The organism is Novosphingobium colocasiae, from assembly GCF_014652555.1.
GTDB lineage: Bacteria > Pseudomonadota > Alphaproteobacteria > Sphingomonadales > Sphingomonadaceae > Novosphingobium > Novosphingobium colocasiae.
In genome coordinates, this window is record NZ_BMZA01000005.1 from 53348 (window position 1) to 70325 (window position 16978).

The following is a 16978-nucleotide window of genomic DNA, read 5'->3' on the forward strand; positions in this document are numbered from 1 at the left end:
CCGGCGGGGCTTTTTGCTATGGGAGTGAGGGCTCGCTGGTGCTTACGATTTGCGGCGGGCGGCCAGGTCTTCCGGTGAGGGGAACACTGGCCGCAAGGCTGCGATCACGGTATCGGCATCCAGATAGCCGTCAGCGGTCATGTCGGCATCGCCCGGATTGCCGAATTCGACATAGGCAACTGACGGTCGTTCCGGCAGAGTCAGTATGACCAACCCGGCAAAACCCTTGGCCTTGGCCTGCAATGCACCGTGCAGCAGCAGCGCCTCCGGCTGGGTCAACGGGCCGCTGTTGATCGTTTCGAGATAGAAACGCGAATCCTTCATCGGCTCCTTGGCCAGGATCCAGGACTTCTGCACCCGCCAGACTGTCTTGCTGGCGGCTTCATAGTCGCTGATCTTGGCGTAAGGCAGCAGGAACGTCCACAAGGTCCGGTTGTTCTTGTCATTCTCCAGCATGACCGAAAGCGCCGCGGTCCGCCGCTCTGCCCACAGGGCATCGGGGGTTTTGGCGAGGCTGCCGAACAGTTCGTCCGGCCGCGCACCCTGGCGCAGAAGAGCATTGGTCGCCACAATCGCCCCGAAGCTCGGCGCGATCCACTTTGAGCGCGCCGCAAAGCTGCGCCGTGCTTCGGTCAGATGCCCTTCATGGGCCTGTTTGAGGACCTGATACAGATCAAGGCGTTCGATGTCGGCGGCCTGCGTGGTTTCCGGTTTGCCCGCGGCGATCCGGGCATCCATGTTAGCCTGTGCTTCCGCCGCGCGCTGGTCGGCCAATTGCCAGTTGCCGGCCAGCGCATAGGAAATTGCCGCGACGGAATAAGTCCAGGTGTCCTTGCTGGCGGTATCCATGGCGTTGAGCACGGTGGTGATGCTGTCGCGCCACTTCGCGGCTTCGGCGAAGCGGCCGGCTTCTTCCAGGCGGTTGGCGAACCTGATCCCCTGGAGCCGGGAAATGCGGCCGTTGGCGCGATAGAATGCTTCTTCGTCCGATGTCAGTTCGCGGTTGAACTCCGGGAAGGTGGGCGAGGCAAGGCCCGCATAGAAGCTGAACGGCAGGCGCAGGGCATTCTCGAGCGCTTTGTGTTGCGCCTCGGCAGGATGGCCGGAGCGGAGCAGGGCATGTGCTTCGATGATGTTGAATGACAGCCCCATTGAACGATCGAAGTAGGGGTTGCCGACAAGGCCGATGGCTGTCGCCTCCTGGCGCGCTTTCGCAACGTCGGCGATCGCGGTATCGTAGTTCTTGGCCTCGATCTGGTGGATCGCGCGACCCAAGATCAGCGGGATGCGGCGTAATCCGTTGGTTTCCTGCTTGGGGTTATCGAGCAGTTCATTGCACACGGCAACGCCCTTTTCTCCAAACAGTCGTTCGGATGAATCCGGCATTTCCGGAGATGGGGCGAAGAGCGACAAGAGCGTTACCGCGCCGAGAAAACGGGCGAAACTTTCCCCGTCAGTCACGTTGTTAGGCCGGCCATCGCAGCGCAAATAGAGCGAGCCGAACGCCTTCAGGTCTTCCGGAGTGGTCGATAGCGGGTCTGCCGGGCCCTTTGCTGCCGGCGGTACCGTTATCACGGGCGGTGATGGTGGCAGGGTCTGTGCGATGAGGACATGCGGCATGATGATCGCGCTCGATACGAGCGCGGCTGTCAATAAACGACGGTACAAGTCTGGCCCTCCATTTGCCCCTTGCCGCGTGCTATACACAAACGTCGTTCGAGCCGGAATGTGAAACCTCTGTGGTTACCAAAAAGTAACTACCGTTGCGGTATTTGCCGGATAAGCAATGGCTTGAGGCGGGGCCCAATGGTCTGGAATTTGGCAAGAAAAGGCAAACGAGGTGATCGGTCCGCAACGGCGGGCGGGTCGCCGGCCTCGGCGATGACGCCAGGGCAGGCGATGGAGTTCTGCCAGGCGGTCAGCCATCTCGATGCCATCGGTTTCTGGACCAGCGATGCCGAAGGGCGGATCACGCATCTGTCCGGCAAGGCGCTGGACCGCCTGCCGGGCGCGGTGTCGCTGGTTGGCCAGCCGCTGACAGACGTGTTTCGCGGGCACGAGGATCTGGGCGGCTCGGGCCGTTCGCTGCGTTTCATGCTGTCGCGCCGATCACGGCTCGAACGCATGGCGGTGCACACCGGCGAGGGCGAGGATCGCCGCTGGTGGCTGTTGTCCGGCGAAGCGCGCGGGGTGAGTGGTGACAGCTTCGGCGGGTTTGCCGGGGTCATCTCCGAGATCACCGACGAACGCCGCATCGCCGAGGAAAATGCCGACGCGGCGATGCACGATCCGCTGACGGGTCTGCTCAACCGTCGCCAGATGAGCCAGACAATCCAGCGCACGCTGGCCGCATACGGCCCCGGCAAGCGGCCTTGCGCGACGATGCTGATCGACCTCGACCGGTTCAAGCAGGTCAACGACACGCTGGGTCACAGCGCCGGTGATGCGCTGCTCAAGCAGGTCGCGGAGCGGCTGCAAACCATCATCGGTGACACCGGGACGCTGTGCCGCCTGGGCGGTGACGAGTTCCAGGTGCTGCTGCCCGACATGGAAGATCGCGGCGATCTGGGCCAGTTGGCAGAGCGCGTCATCGCCATGGTTTCGCAGCCCTATTCGGTCGCGGGCAGCCGCTGCACCATCGGCGCTTCAGTGGGCATCGCCGTCAGCCCGTTCGATGGGGCCGATGCCGACGAACTGGCGCGCAATGTCGATCTCGCGCTCTATGCGGCCAAGCACAAGGGGCGCGGCTCGTTCCGTTTCTTCACCGGTGAGCTGCTGACTGCTGCCGAGGACCGCCGGCAGCTTGAGGAAGCGCTGCACGATGCCGTCACCCGGGGCGAATTCGAGCTGCATTACCAGCCGCTGGTGGGCGCACAGAGCGATACGGTGATCGGGGCCGAGGCGCTGATCCGGTGGAACCACCCGGAAAAGGGCATGATCAGCCCCGCACAGTTCATTCCCATTGCCGAGGAATCGGCACTGATCCGACACATCGGCGATTGGGTGCTGCGCACCGCATGCCACGAAGCGGCGCGTTGGCCGGGCAATCTCAAGGTGGCGGTCAACATATCGCCCACCCATTTCTGCGATGCGGCGTTCCCGGCGACCGTGGCCAATGCGCTGGCATCGTCCGGGCTTGCGCCGGAGCGGCTCGAACTGGAAATCACCGAGAGCGTGTTCTTGGCCGACGGCAGCGATACCGCCAGCCGGTTTCGCGCGCTCAAGACGCTGGGCGTGCGGCTGGCGCTGGACGATTTCGGCACCGGCTATTCCTCGCTCGCCTATCTGCGCACCGCGCCGTTCGACAAGATCAAGATCGACCAGAGCTTCGTGCGCGGGGTGTCCGATCCGGGTTCGCGCAACGGGGCGATCATCGCCGCGATCGTCGGCCTGGCGGCGGCGCTGGGGATGGATACCACCGCGGAAGGGATCGAGACGCACGATCAGCTTGAACTGATGCGCGCGATCGGGGTGGGCCAGATCCAGGGCTATATCTATTCGCGGCCGATGAACGCGGCGGCGTTCCTGGAAGGGGCCGGCCATTCCGAATGGGGCATCACCCCCGAAGGCCCGGCCCGCCAGCGCAACGAGCGCATATCGATGTTTCGCTGGATCGGGGCGATCCACGAAGATCATTACTATCCGGTCGTGCTGCGCAATCTGTCGGCCACCGGTGCGCTGATCGAAGGGCTGGAGGACGTACCCGCCGGCACCCGCTTCGTGCTCTATTTCGGCGAAGGGCAGTTGGAAACCGCGACCGTGCGGCGGGTGCTGCACGAACAACTGGGCCTGGAATTCGATCGCTCGCTGGTCAACGACGGCAATGGCGGGCTGTGCACGCGCAGCCGGGTATCGACCTATGACCTGGTATCCGCCGGGCTGCCGACCGATATCGAGAACCACAAGATCCGCACCCCGATCGGATCGCGCGACGGCAAGCTGACGATCCCCGCTTTCACATCGACGATCGGCCGCAAGGCGATCAACGGGACGATGGCGTCCGGTCAGGCGGCCTGAAGCCGCCCTGTCGACATCTCAGCGGCGGCTGGCGAGTTCGGTATTGAGCCAGAGCGCGGCGAACGTGATCAGCGCGCCGGACAGCAGATAGCCGCCCGAGGCGATGAGGCCGAAATTCACCGACAGCCACAGCGCCGCCAGCGGGGCGAAGCCCGCGCCGAGCAGCCATGCCAGGTCGCTGGTGATCGCTGAGCCGGTATAGCGGTGCTCGGTGGCGAACGAGGATGAAACGACGCCCGAACTCTGGCCGAATGACAGCCCCAGCAGGACGAAGCCGATCACCATGAAGGCCACTTCGCCCAGCGTCCCCGCGTCCAGCAATTGCGGGGCGAAGCCCGAGAAGGCGGCGATGCCGGCGGCGCAGCCGCTGAGCAGGCGGCGGCGGCCGATGCGATCGGCAATGCGGCCCGAGGCGATGACGGCGGCGACCCCGACCACGGCGGAAAACGCCTCGATCAGCAGGAAGCGGGTGGGCGCTTCACGGGTATAGAGGAACACCCATGACAGCGGGAACACGGTGACCATGTGGAACAGCGCGAAGCTGGCCAGCGGGGCAAGCGCGCCGATGACGATGGTGCGCCATTCGGTGCGGATGGTGCTGAGGACGCTGACGGGCTGAAGATCACGGGTAGAGAACAGGTGTTCGAATTCGGCGGTGACGACGATGCGTAGCCGGGCGAACAGTGCCACCACATTGATCGCAAAAGCGACGAAGAACGGATAGCGCCAGCCCCAGTCGAGGAAATCGGCGGCCGGCAGCTCGGCGATCATGAAGGCAAACAGCGCGCTGGCGACGATCAGCCCGAACGGCGCACCAAGCTGCGGGATCATCGCATACCAGCCGCGCCGGTGTTCGGGCGCGTTGAGCGCGAGCAGCGAGGCGAGCCCGTCCCATGTCCCGCCCAGCGCGAAACCCTGACCCAGCCGGAACAGCGCCAGCAACCAGATCGAGGTGGTCCCAGCGGCTTCGTAGGACGGCAGGAAGGCGATCGCAGCCGTCGATCCGCCGAGCAGGAACAGCGCGATCGTCAGCTTGGTGCCCCGGCCATAGGCACGGTCGATCGCCATGAACACCAGACTGCCCACCGGCCGCGCGACGAACGCCAGCGAAAAGATCGCGAACGACCACAAGGTGCCTTCCAGCGGATCAAGGAACGGGAAGAAAAGCTTGGGGAAGACCAGCACCGAGGCGACGGCATAGACGAAGAAATCGAAGAATTCCGAGGTCCGGCCGATCACCACGCCGATCGCGATTTCCCCCGGCGAGGGTTCGTGATGGCCCTTGAACAAAGGCACGCCCAGGGCATCCCGGGTGGGCGAAAGGTGGCTGGGCGCGGGGCTGGTCATGATAAGTCTTGCGGCCTCGTTGCGGGTCCTGACATTCTGCTCGCGGGGAACCATCGCGGGCGATGCGGGGACGAATCACTCTGGGCGGTGCCTGCTGCGGCCCACAGGCATGGTCCTATCGTCATTGACGGCGATCAAGGGTATTGGACAAAATGTCCTATGTTCGCACTCGCAGCATCAGCCTATCGGGCGATCATGCGTGACCCCGAATCCCCCCAGAAGCCGCGCTTCCTGCGGGCTTCCTTCCGAACTCTCGCTGCCCTTGCGCTGATGGGTGCCCTGGCTGCGTGCAACAGCGTGGTCCTGCGCCCGGCGGGCGATGTCGCGCGGCAGCAGAGTGATCTGGTCGTCGTCTCGACCGTCCTGATGTTGATCATCATCGTTCCGGTCATGGCGCTGACGGTGTTCTTCGCCTGGCGTTACCGGGCATCGAACAGCGCTGCGGAATACCAGCCCGACTGGGATCATTCGACCCAGCTCGAACTGGTGATCTGGGCTGCGCCGCTGCTCATCATCATCTGCTTGGGGGCGCTGACCTGGGTTGGGACCCACCTGCTCGACCCGTACCGCGCCATCGGCCGGCTCGACGAACACACACCGGTCGCGCCCGATGCCCGGCCGCTCGAAATCGACGTCGTCGCGCTCGATTGGAAATGGCTGTTCATCTATCCGGAGCAGGGCGTGGCGACGGTCAACGAACTGGTAGTGCCGACCGGACGGCCGCTGCAGTTCCGCATCACCTCGTCCAGCGTGATGAACTCCTTCTACGTCCCGGCGATGGCCGGCCAAATCTATGCCATGCCCGGCATGGAGACGCGGCTGCACGCGGTGATGAACCGGCCGGTGACTTCGGTCGGCTTCTCGGCCAACTATTCGGGGGCCGGCTTCTCCAACATGCGCTTTCCCGTGCGCGCGCTGGGCAGCGATGGGTTCGATCGCTGGATCGGCGAAGTGCGCGCGACCGGGGTGAAACCGCAGCCCGCAGGCCGGCCGGCCGACGACGTCGTGCCCGGCGATCCGCCTGTGCCGATGCTGGGCGGAACGCTTGATCGCGCTGCTTACCTGACGCTGGAAAAGCCGAGTGAGAAAGTTCCGTCGATCCGCTTCGCCGCCGTCGATCCGCAGCTTTACGATGCCGTGGTCAACATGTGCGTCGAGCCGGGCAAGATGTGCACCAGCGAGATGATGGCGATCGATATGCGCGGCGGGCTGGGCAAGGCCGGCATCCGCAACGTCTCTATGCTCGCTTACGACAAGCACGGCCGGCAGGCGACGCTGGCGGCCAAGGCCAACCCCGGCGAGGCGGTGCGCCGCGAGCTGGCATGGGTGCGCGCGCTGTGCGCCCGCGCGCCGGGCAAGACGCCTGACGGCACCGTGCGACCGCCGCTCGACCCGCGTGCGCTGGGCGGAGCGGGCCTGCCCGCGCCCGGCACGGCGCAAAGCCGCGCCCCCGCCTCCGCATCCTTCCCCTTGCTGTCCCGGAACTGATCCCCATGGCCATCGAAGCCGTAGACCATGCGCACTGGAGCCCGCTGCTGGGCCGGCTCGGACTGGACGCGATCCCGCAGGAGCCCATTGTCCTGGCGACGTTCGCCGTCGTCGTGCTGGGCGGGGTCGCGATGCTGGCGGCGCTCACGTATTTCCGCTTGTGGGGCTATCTGTGGAAGGAGTGGTTCACCAGCGTCGATCACAAGAAGATCGGCGTCATGTACATGGCGCTGGGGCTGGTGATGTTCCTGCGCGGGTTCGCCGATGCGGTGATGATGCGCATCCAGCAGGCGATGGCCTTCAACGGCAACGAGGGTTACCTCAACTCCCACCATTATGACCAGATATTCACCGCGCACGGCGTCATCATGATCTTCTTTGTGGCGATGCCGTTCGTGACCGGGCTGATGAACTACATCGTCCCGCTGCAGATCGGCGCGCGCGACGTGTCTTTCCCGTTCCTCAACAACTTCAGCTTCTGGATGACCACGGCGGGCGCGGTGCTGGTGATGATGAGCCTGTTCGTGGGCGAGTTCGCGCAGACCGGGTGGCTTGCCTATCCGCCGCTTTCGAACCTGGCGTACAGCCCGTGGGTGGGGGTCGATTACTATATCTGGGCGTTGCAGATCGCCGGGGTCGGCACGCTGCTCTCGGGGGTCAACCTGATCGCCACGATCGTCAAGATGCGCTGTCCGGGCATGACGATGATGCGCATGCCGATCTTCACCTGGACCGCCCTGTGCACCAACATCCTGATCGTTGCCGCATTTCCCGTGCTGACGGCGGTGCTGTGCATGCTGACGGTGGACCGTTACCTGGGCTTCAACTTCTTCACGAACGATTTCGGCGGCAACGCCATGATGTACGTGAACCTGATCTGGATCTGGGGCCACCCGGAAGTCTACATCCTGATCCTGCCGATCTTCGGCGTGTTCTCCGAAATCACCTCCACCTTCTGTGGCAAGCGGCTGTTCGGGTATTCCTCGATGGTCTACGCCACGCTGGTCATCACCATCCTGTCGTATGTCGTATGGCTGCACCACTTCTTCACGATGGGTTCGGGGGCCAGCGTCAACTCGTTCTTCGGTATCACCACCATGGTGATCTCCATCCCGACCGGGGCCAAGCTGTTCAACTGGCTGTTCACGATGTACCGCGGCCGCATCCGCTTCGAACTGCCGATGATGTGGACGGTGGCCTTCATGCTGACCTTTGTGGTCGGCGGGATGACCGGGGTGCTGCTGGCGGTGCCGCCGGCGGACTTCGTGCTGCACAATTCGCTGTTCCTGATCGCCCACTTCCATAACGTCATTATCGGTGGCGTCGTGTTCGGCGTGTTCGCGGCGATCAACTACTGGTGGCCCAAGGCGTTCGGGTTCCGGCTCAACCAGTTCTGGGGCAAGGTCAGCTTCTGGTGCTGGGTGACGGGTTTCTGGTTCGCCTTCATGCCGCTCTACGTGCTGGGCCTGATGGGCGTGACCCGCCGGATGCGCGTGTTCGATGATCCTTCGCTGCAGGTATGGTTCGGCATCGCCGCCTTCGGCGCGTTCCTGATCGCGCTGGGCATCGGTGCCATGCTGATCCAGTTCGCCGTGTCGATCCGCAACCGCGAGGCGCTGCGGGACGAGACCGGCGATCCGTGGGACGGGCGCACGCTCGAATGGTCGACCAGCTCGCCGCCGCCCGAATACAATTTCGCCTTCACCCCGATCGTCCACGATATCGATGCCTGGGCCGACATGAAGGCCTGCAAGGTGGCGCGGCCGCTGGGCGGCTTCCGGCCGATCCACATGCCCAAGGGCACCGGCACCGGTGTGATCCTGGCGGGCCTTTCGACGGCGCTGGGCTTCGCGATGATCTGGTACATCTGGTGGCTGGCCGCGCTCTCGTTCGTCGGCATCATCGGCTATGCCATCGTCCACACCTTCAATTACCGGCGCGATTACCACATCCCGGCGGCCACGGTGGCCGAGACCGAGGCCGCGCGCACGCGCCGGCTGGCGGCGGCGGGAGCCTGAGCGATGCATGCGACCACCCCCCAGCAGACCATGATCCGCGCCGACGAGGCCCAGATCACCGCCGCGTTCTATGACCTGAACGAGCACGATCACCCCGAAGGCGGCAGCACGATGCTGGGCTTCTGGATCTACCTGATGAGCGATTGCCTCATCTTTGCGATGCTGTTCGCCGCCTATGGCGTGCTGGGCGGCAACTTCGCGGCGGGCCCGGGGCCGAGGGACCTGTTCGAGCTGCCGCTGGTGGCGCTGAACACCGCGATGCTGCTGTTCTCGTCGATCACCTATGGCTTTGCCATGCTGGCGATGGAGCGCGGCAAGGCCGGGCAGACCATCACCTGGCTGCTGGTCACTGCCGGGTTCGGTGCCGCGTTCCTTTCGATCGAACTCTACGAATTCGCCAACCTCATCCACGAAGGCGCGACGCCGATGCGGTCGGGCTTCCTGACCGCGTTCTTCTCGCTGGTGGGAACCCACGGCCTGCACGTGACCTTCGGGCTGGTGTGGCTGTTCACGCTGGTGGCGCAGATCGCCGCGAAGGGCCTCATCGCCGCCAACCGGCGGCGGCTGATGTGCCTGTCGCTGTTCTGGCATTTCCTCGACGTCATCTGGATCGGCGTCTTCACCTTTGTCTATCTCATGGGGATGCTGCGATGAGCGCTGCCGACTACTCCGCGCACGGCCACCACGATGACCATGGCAACCACGGCTCGATGCGCGATTACGTGATCGGCTTCCTGCTGTCGGTGGTGCTGACGGCGATCCCTTTCTGGCTGGTGATGAGCCACGCCATCGCCGATCGGCAAGCGACCGCGCTGGTGATCATGGCATTCGCGATCGTGCAGATCGTGGTGCACATGATCTACTTTCTGCACATGAACGCCAAGGCGGAGAGCGGCTGGACGATCATGGCGCTGATCTTCACTGTGATCATCGTCATCATCGCGCTGTCCGGCTCGCTGTGGGTCATGTACCACCTCAACCACAACATGATGCCGACCGCTCACGAAATGGGGCAGATGCCCTGATACCCCGCGCCGCGTCGCGCCGGCCCTGGGGGCTGATCGCGCTGCTGACGATAGCCGGGGCGGCATTCGTCGCGCTCGGCATCTGGCAAGTGCAGCGGATCCACTGGAAGCAGGATCTGATCGCCCGGGTCGATGCCCGGGTCCATGCTGGTCCGGTCGATCTGCCAGCCGACGGGGTGCTCGCCGGATCGCCGCGTGCCACGGAGTATCTTCGCGTTCGCCTTCGGGGCGTCTATGCCGGGCAGGCGAGCGCCCTTGTCAGGGCGAGCACTGAACTGGGCACGGGATACTGGGCGATGACGCCGATGCGGATCGCGGATGGCAGGACCTTGTGGGTCAACCGCGGGTTCGTGCCTGCGGGCACGCCGCTCGCCAAAGTGCGCGATGCGGTGCCGCGGGGGCCGGTCGCGCTCGTCGGCCTTCTGCGCCTTGATGAGCCGGGCGGCAGCCTGCTGCAGGCCAACCGGCCGCAGGACGATCGCTGGTATTCCCGCGACACCGCAGCGCTGGCACAGGCGCGCGGCATCGGCCGGGTCGCGCGGGTGTTCGTCGATGTCCAGCAGGAACGCGCGCAGGACCAGCGGCGCGGGCAGGGTGCAGCGCCGGTGCCGGGGCTCACGGTGATCCGCTTTGCCGACAATCACCTTGCCTACGCGCTGACCTGGCTGGCGATGGCGGTGCTATCCTTCGCCGCCGCCTGGCGGAGCGTGCGGCCCCGCGCGGACGGTTCGCCGTGATGCGCCTGTTCGCAGCGCATCCCACCTCGCGCAGCGCCAGTTGGCGCAATGTCCTGCTGCTGATGCAGTTGCGCTGGATCGCGGTGTTCGGCCAGCTTGCGACAATCGTGGCGGTCACCCAGGTGCTGGGCGCGCGGCTGCCACTGGCGGCGCTGCTGATCGCGCCGCTCCTGCTGATCGTCGTCAACCTGGCGACCGCCAGCCTGCTCCAGCGCCGCCGCGACTTTTCGCAGGGCGAACTGCTGGCCGCACTGTTGATCGATGTCGCCGTGCTGGGCTGGCAGCTTTATCACAGCGGCGGGGCAACCAACCCCTTCACCTTCCTGTTCCTGCTCCAGATCGTGATCGCCACGGTGATCCTCAAGCCGCGCTGGAGCTGGGTGATCGCGATGCTGGCGTGCCTGTCGATCCTGTTCCTGACCTTCTTCTACGTGCCCCTGAACCTGCCGGCGCGCTATGCCGCCAACCGGTTCCACCTCTATCAGCTTGGCAGCCTGTTCTGCTTCGTCCTCGCCTCGGTCCTGCTGGTGTTCTTCGTCGCCCGGCTCGACCGTAACCGGCGAGAGAACGATACCGCGCTCGAAGCGCTGCGGCGGCAGGCGGCGGAGGAGGACCACATCATCCGTATGGGCCTGCTGGCATCGGGCGCGGCGCACGAACTGGGCACGCCGCTGTCCTCGATCTCGGTGATCCTGGGCGACTGGTCGCGTCTCCCGGTCGTCGCCGCGAACGAGGACTTGGCTGCAGATCTTGCCGACATGCGCACCGAGCTCGATCGCTGCAAGACCATCGTCAGCGGCATCCTGATGTCGGCGGGTGACCTGCGCGGGGAAAATCCCGCCGTCACCACCGTGCGCACCCTGTTCGCCGCCATCGCCGCAGACTGGCAGGCGCGCATGGCGGGTGACCTGCGCTATGTCGACAGCTTCGGCGAGGACGTGGCCATTGTCGCCGACCGGGGGCTGACGCAGGTCATCGGCAATGTGATCGACAATGCCCAGGAAGCCGCGCCGGGACAGGTCTCGCTTGAAATCGCGCGTAGCGGCGATGATCTGGAGATCGTCGTGGCGGACAGCGGCCCCGGCTTCGCGCCCGAGATCATGGAGCGGATCGGCCAGCCCTATGCCTCGACCAAGGGCCGCGATGGCGGCGGGCTGGGGCTGTTCCTGGTGGTGAACGTGGTGCGCAAGCTGGGCGGGCGAGTGATGGTCGAAAACCGCGAGATCGGTGGGGCGGCGGTACGGCTGACGCTGCCGCTGCAGGCCATCGCGTATCACGACGGGGTGGCCCAATGACCGAGGCAGAGCCCGAAATCGCCGGCGCGACCCTGCTGATCGTGGAGGACGATCCGGCCTTTGCCCGCACCTTGCGCCGGTCGTTCGAGCGGCGCGGCTATGTCGTATCGTCAGCCGCCTCTGCCGCCGCCGCCGAGGCCCGGGCGCACGAATCCCGGTTCGACTACGCGGTCGTCGATCTCAAGCTGGGCGGCGATTCCGGGCTGGCGGTGGTCCAGTCGCTCCACGCGCTGCAGCCCAAGACGCATATCGTCGTGCTGACCGGCTACGCCAGCATCGCGACGGCGGTGGAAGCGATCAAGCTGGGGGCTTCGCATTACTTGGCCAAGCCATCCAACACCGACGATATCGAAGCCGCCTTCGCCAGCGCGCAGGGCGATGCCAGCGTTCCGGTCGACGGGCGCAGGAGTTCGATCAAGACGCTGGAATGGGAATATATCCACCAGACGCTGGTGGAGTGCGACTTCAACGTCTCCGAGGCGGCGCGACGGCTGGGCCTTCACCGTCGCACCCTGGCCCGCAAGCTGGAGAAGCGGCGGATATAGAGGGCGATGGTACCGCCTGCTCCTCCACCCTTCAGGGGGGAGGTTGGGAGGGGGGTGTACCACGATAGCTTTGACGCGCTGCCTGGCGGCACCGCTCCCCCACCCCCGGCCCCGCCCCGCAGGGGCGGGGAGCGCATGGTGATGTGAAAGGCTCCTAAACCCCGCGATCCTTCACGGTTTCCATCGCCACGAAGGTGGACGTGCTCTCCACATGCGGCAGCGCGGAGATCTTTTCGCCCAGCACGATGCGATAGCGGCGGATATCGGCCGTGCGCACTTTCAGCAGGTAATCGAAGCTGCTGGCGATCATGTGGCATTCCTCCACCTCGGCGATGCGGCGGACGGCGGCGTTGAATTCTTCCAATGACTTTTCGCGCGTGTCGGAAAGCTTCACTTCGGTGAAGGCAACATGATCGACACCCAGCCTGACGGGATCGATCGTGGCGCAAAAGCCGGTGATGACCCCGCCGTTGATCAGCCGGCGCAGCCGCACCTGGCACGGCGTCTTGGACAGGCCCACGGTGCGGGCGAGATCGGTGACCGTCATCCGCCCGTCCTTTACGAGCGCGGCGATGATCTTGCGATCGAAATCATCCAGATCGACTGGTTTGACTGATTTATCCATCCTGATTACCTACCAAATGGTCGATATAAAGTCCAATCGCTCTCCTGGAGCCGAAAGATTGGGCGGAACGCCGCCAGTCTCTGCGCTATCACGATGCATGACCGATCCGCACCCATTCGCCGCTTTCGCGCCCCCCGTCCGCCAGCCCACAGTGCTGCGGCAGGCGATCACCGCCGCTTACCGGCGCGACGAAGCGGCGTGCCTTGAGCCATTGATCGAGCGGGCGCGGGTGGATGCCGCATCGGGCGCGGCGATCGCCGCTACCGCGCGACGGCTCGTCAGCACCTTGCGCGCCAATTACCGCGGCACCGGGGTAGAGGGGCTGGTGCAGGAGTATTCGCTGTCGAGCGAGGAGGGGGTGGCGCTGATGTGCCTGGCCGAGGCGTTGCTGCGCATCCCCGATCACGCCACCCGCGATGCCCTGATCCGCGACAAGCTGGCTGATGGTGACTGGGCTTCGCATCTGGGCGGCGGCAAATCGCTGTTCGTCAACGCGGCGACCTGGGGACTGGTGGTGACCGGCAAGCTGGCGGGCAGCGTGGATGATCGCGGCCTTGGCGCGGCGCTGACGCGGCTGCTGGGCCGCGCCGGGGAGCCGGTGGTGCGGCGCGGCGTCGATCTGGCGATGCGGATGATGGGCGAACAGTTCGTGACCGGCGAGACCATCGCCGAAGCGCTGCGCCGGGCGCGGCGGCTGGAGGAGCGGGGCTTTCGCTACAGCTACGACATGCTGGGCGAAGCAGCGGCGACAGCGGCGGATGCGGCGCGGTTCTATCGCGATTACGAGCAGGCGATCCATGCCATCGGCCGCGCAGCGGCCGGGCGTGGCATCTATGACGGGCCCGGCATCTCGATCAAGCTGTCGGCGCTGCACCCGCGCTACAGCCGGGCGCAGGCGGACCGGGTCATGGCCGAACTGCTGCCGCGCGTCCGTGACCTTGCCCTGCTGGCATGCGGCTACGGTATCGGCTTCAACATCGATGCCGAGGAAGCGGATCGGCTGGAACTGTCGCTCGACCTGCTCGAATCCCTGGCGCTGGACCCCGCGCTGCAGGGGTGGGACGGGCTCGGCTTCGTGGTTCAGGCCTATGGCAAGCGTTGTCCCTTCGTGATCGACTGGATCATCGATCTGGCGCGGCGGGCGGGCCGCAGGATGATGGTGCGGTTGGTGAAGGGAGCCTATTGGGATGCCGAGATCAAGCGCGCCCAGGTCGATGGTCTGGCCGACTTTCCGGTCTACACCCGCAAGGTCCACACCGATGTCGCCTACATCGCCTGCGCGCGCGCGCTGTTGGCAGCACCCGATGCGGTGTTCCCGCAGTTCGCCACGCACAACGCGCAGACGGTGGCGACGATCCATCATCTGGCCGGGCCGGATTTTGAAATCGGGCAGTACGAGTTCCAGTGCCTCCACGGCATGGGGGAGCCGCTCTACGAGCAGGTCGTCGGCCGCGACAGGCTGGACCGGCCCTGCCGTATCTATGCCCCGGTCGGCACCCACGAGACGCTGCTGGCCTATCTGGTGCGCCGCCTGCTGGAGAACGGGGCCAACTCCTCGTTCGTCAACCGCATCGCCGATCCGGCGGTGTCGATCGACGAGCTGATCGCCGATCCGGTCGCGATTGTCAGCGCTATGCCCGGGCCGGGCGCGCGCCACGACGGGGTCGCCCTGCCGGCCGATCTCTATCCCGACCGGCGCAATTCCACCGGCATCGACCTCACTGACGAAAGCGCGCTGGCCAGCCTTGGCGATAGCCTGCGCCACAGCGCCGGGCGCGACTGGAGCGCCGCGCCGCTGATTGCGGGCTTGCAGATCGAGCGGCAGCGGCATCCGGTGCTGAACCCCGGCGATCGGCAGGACCAGGTGGGCGAAGTCGCTTTCGCGCTGGAGCGCGATGCGGCGCACGCCGCGCGCACCGCCGCGAAGGCTGCGGCCGGCTGGGCGGCGACGCCGGTGGCGACCCGCGCCGCCTGTCTCGATCGCGCGGCCGACCGCATGCAGGCGCAGATGGCTGACCTCATCGGCCTCGCCGTGCGCGAGGCGGGCAAATCGGCGCCTAACGCTATTGGCGAAGTGCGCGAGGCGATCGATTTCCTGCGCTATTACGCGGGGCAGGCCAAGGCCACGTTCGGCCCGGATCAGGTGCCGTTGGGGCCGGTAGTGTGCATCAGCCCGTGGAACTTCCCGCTCGCCATCTTCGCCGGTCAGGTGGCGGCGGCGCTGGTGGCGGGCAACCCCGTGCTGGCCAAGCCGGCGGAGGAAACCCCGCTGATCGCCGCGGAGGCCGTCCGCATCCTGCACGAAGCAGGGGTTCCGGCCGAAGTGCTGCAATTCCTGCCCGGCGATGGCGCGATCGGGGCCGCGCTCGTCGCCGCGCCGCAGACGGCGGGGGTGATCTTTACCGGTTCGACCGAGGTTGCGCGGCTCATCCAGCGCCAGCTTGCCTTGCGGCTTTCGGACGATGGCCTGCCTATTCCGCTGATCGCCGAAACCGGCGGGCAGAACGCGATGATCGTCGATTCCTCGGCTCTGGCCGAGCAGGTCGTGGCCGATGTGATCGCCTCGGCGTTCGACAGCGCGGGCCAGCGTTGTTCGGCGCTGCGGGTGCTGTGCCTGCAGGAGGAGATCGCGGATCGCACGCTGGCGATGCTCAAAGGCGCGCTGCGCGAACTGGCGATCCGGCGCACGGATCGGCTGGCGGCCGATATTGGTCCGGTCATCACGGCGGATGCACGCGACACGATCGAGCGCCATGTCGCGGCGATGGCAGAGCGGGGGCATCGGGTCGAACGGCTGGCACTGCCGGACGCGGCGGTCGCGGGGCATTTCGTCGCGCCGACGATCATCGAGATCGACAGCGTGGCCGAACTGGAACGCGAGGTGTTCGGACCGGTGCTCCACGTCGTCCGCTTCCGGCGCGAAGGGCTGGACCGGCTGATCGATGCCATCAACGCTACCGGTTATGGGCTGACCTTTGGCTTGCACACCCGGCTCGATGCAACGATCGCGCATGTCACCGCGCGCATCGCGGTGGGCAACGTCTATGTGAACCGCAACATCATCGCCGCGACAGTCGGGGTGCAGCCGTTCGGGGGCAGGGGCCTTTCGGGCACCGGCCCCAAGGCGGGTGGGCCGCTCTACCTCGGACGACTGTCAAGACGGGTGCCGGAGAACGTCATTGCGGGCAACGGCGCGCTACCGGCCGCCTTGCGCGAATTCATCGGCTGGCTTTGCGCACGGGGAAATCATGAAGGTGCTGCGGTCGCGAAGGCCTATGGCGCGCGTTCGGCCTTGGGTGCCGCCTTGGAACTGCCCGGCCCGGTGGGGGAGCGTAACCTCTATACCCTCCACCCGCGCGGCCGCGTGCGCGTCATGCCGCAGAGCGCTTCCGGCTTTGCCGATCAGTTGTCGGCGGTGCTGGCATCGGGCAACGTGGCGGTGATCGATGCGACCCTCATGCCGGCCGGACTGCCCGCTGCCGTCAAGGAACGGATCGCCACCGATACCGCCGGCAGCGTTGCCGCCGTCCTGGTCGAAGGCGAGGCTGTGGAGGTGGCCGAAGCGGTCGCGCTCGCAGCCGCGCAACCGGCGCAGATCGCATCCGTTTACGCCGCCGCGCCGGGCGTGACGGGCCGTTACCCGGTCAACTTCTTGCTCGATGAACTGGCCGTCTGCACCAACACCACCGCTGCCGGGGGCAACGCCAGCCTGATGATGATCGGCTGATCCGGCACGCATACCGGGCGCGGCATCGAGGGCGATGACCGCGCATCCGCGTGGTTCGCCGGTTCGCAGTGTATCGGAGGCGTTCCATTCGCGATGCGATAGACCTTCATCCAGCATCGGGCGACGGGCACGGCCGATGGCGTGCCGGGACGTT

Annotated in this window: 12 protein-coding genes; 9 read left to right on the top strand and 3 right to left on the bottom strand. The window is 65.9% G+C overall.

The window, feature by feature from the left end; translation table 11 throughout:
* Window positions 1-42: 42 nt before the first annotated feature.
* The gene (locus IE122_RS09055) at window positions 43-1668 is read right to left on the bottom strand and encodes a hypothetical protein (protein WP_189620843.1); all 1626 of its coding nucleotides are present in this window, start codon (window positions 1666-1668) and stop codon (window positions 43-45) included.
* Between the two features lie 213 nt (window positions 1669-1881).
* On the opposite strand from IE122_RS09055, the gene IE122_RS09060 reads away from it, so the two are divergent.
* Window positions 1882-4017, top strand: a complete 2136-nt coding sequence (locus IE122_RS09060) for a putative bifunctional diguanylate cyclase/phosphodiesterase (protein WP_189620844.1) — start codon at window positions 1882-1884, stop codon at window positions 4015-4017.
* Between the two features lie 18 nt (window positions 4018-4035).
* Here the strand turns inward: IE122_RS09060 and IE122_RS09065 are convergent, their stop codons facing one another.
* Complete coding sequence (locus IE122_RS09065; protein ID WP_189620845.1) at window positions 4036-5364, bottom strand: MFS transporter; 1329 nt, start codon at window positions 5362-5364, stop codon at window positions 4036-4038.
* Window positions 5365-5559: 195 nt separating this feature from the next.
* On the opposite strand from IE122_RS09065, the gene cyoA reads away from it, so the two are divergent.
* Genes cyoA through IE122_RS09100 form a run of 7 tightly spaced genes read left to right on the top strand, consistent with a single transcriptional unit; the run spans window position 5560 to window position 12472 of the window.
* Window positions 5560-6852 (top strand): ubiquinol oxidase subunit II, encoded by a 1293-nt coding sequence (cyoA, locus tag IE122_RS09070; protein WP_189620966.1) that lies wholly within the window; start codon window positions 5560-5562, stop codon window positions 6850-6852.
* Between the two features lie 5 nt (window positions 6853-6857).
* Window positions 6858-8870: a cytochrome o ubiquinol oxidase subunit I gene (gene cyoB / locus IE122_RS09075; RefSeq protein ID WP_189620846.1), complete on the top strand. Its 2013-nt coding sequence runs from the start codon at window positions 6858-6860 to the stop codon at window positions 8868-8870.
* Window positions 8871-8873: 3 nt separating this feature from the next.
* A complete protein-coding gene (cyoC, locus tag IE122_RS09080) occupies window positions 8874-9524 on the top strand; it encodes a cytochrome o ubiquinol oxidase subunit III (protein ID WP_373299126.1) in 651 nt (216 codons plus the stop codon).
* Window positions 9521-9895 carry a cytochrome o ubiquinol oxidase subunit IV gene (cyoD, locus tag IE122_RS09085; protein WP_189620847.1) on the top strand — a complete coding sequence of 125 codons (375 nt, stop codon included), beginning with the start codon at window positions 9521-9523 and terminating at the stop codon, window positions 9893-9895. The genes cyoC and cyoD overlap by 4 nt, the downstream gene beginning before the upstream one ends.
* 50 nt (window positions 9896-9945) lie before the next feature.
* Window positions 9946-10632 (top strand): SURF1 family protein, encoded by a 687-nt coding sequence (locus tag IE122_RS09090; protein WP_268249015.1) that lies wholly within the window; start codon window positions 9946-9948, stop codon window positions 10630-10632.
* Entirely contained in the window at window positions 10632-11927 is a 1296-nt protein-coding gene (locus tag IE122_RS09095) for an ATP-binding protein (protein WP_189620969.1), read from the top strand. Before IE122_RS09090 ends, IE122_RS09095 begins: the two co-directional genes overlap by 1 nt.
* Window positions 11924-12472: a response regulator transcription factor gene (locus IE122_RS09100; protein WP_189620848.1), complete on the top strand. Its 549-nt coding sequence runs from the start codon at window positions 11924-11926 to the stop codon at window positions 12470-12472. Before IE122_RS09095 ends, IE122_RS09100 begins: the two co-directional genes overlap by 4 nt.
* A gap of 154 nt (window positions 12473-12626) precedes the next feature.
* Here IE122_RS09100 and IE122_RS09105 read toward each other — a convergent pair whose 3' ends face one another.
* Complete coding sequence (locus IE122_RS09105) at window positions 12627-13097, bottom strand: Lrp/AsnC family transcriptional regulator (protein ID WP_189620849.1); 471 nt, start codon at window positions 13095-13097, stop codon at window positions 12627-12629.
* A gap of 97 nt (window positions 13098-13194) precedes the next feature.
* On the opposite strand from IE122_RS09105, the gene putA reads away from it, so the two are divergent.
* Window positions 13195-16824, top strand: a complete 3630-nt coding sequence (putA, locus tag IE122_RS09110; RefSeq protein ID WP_189620850.1) for a trifunctional transcriptional regulator/proline dehydrogenase/L-glutamate gamma-semialdehyde dehydrogenase — start codon at window positions 13195-13197, stop codon at window positions 16822-16824.
* Window positions 16825-16978: the final 154 nt, after the last annotated feature.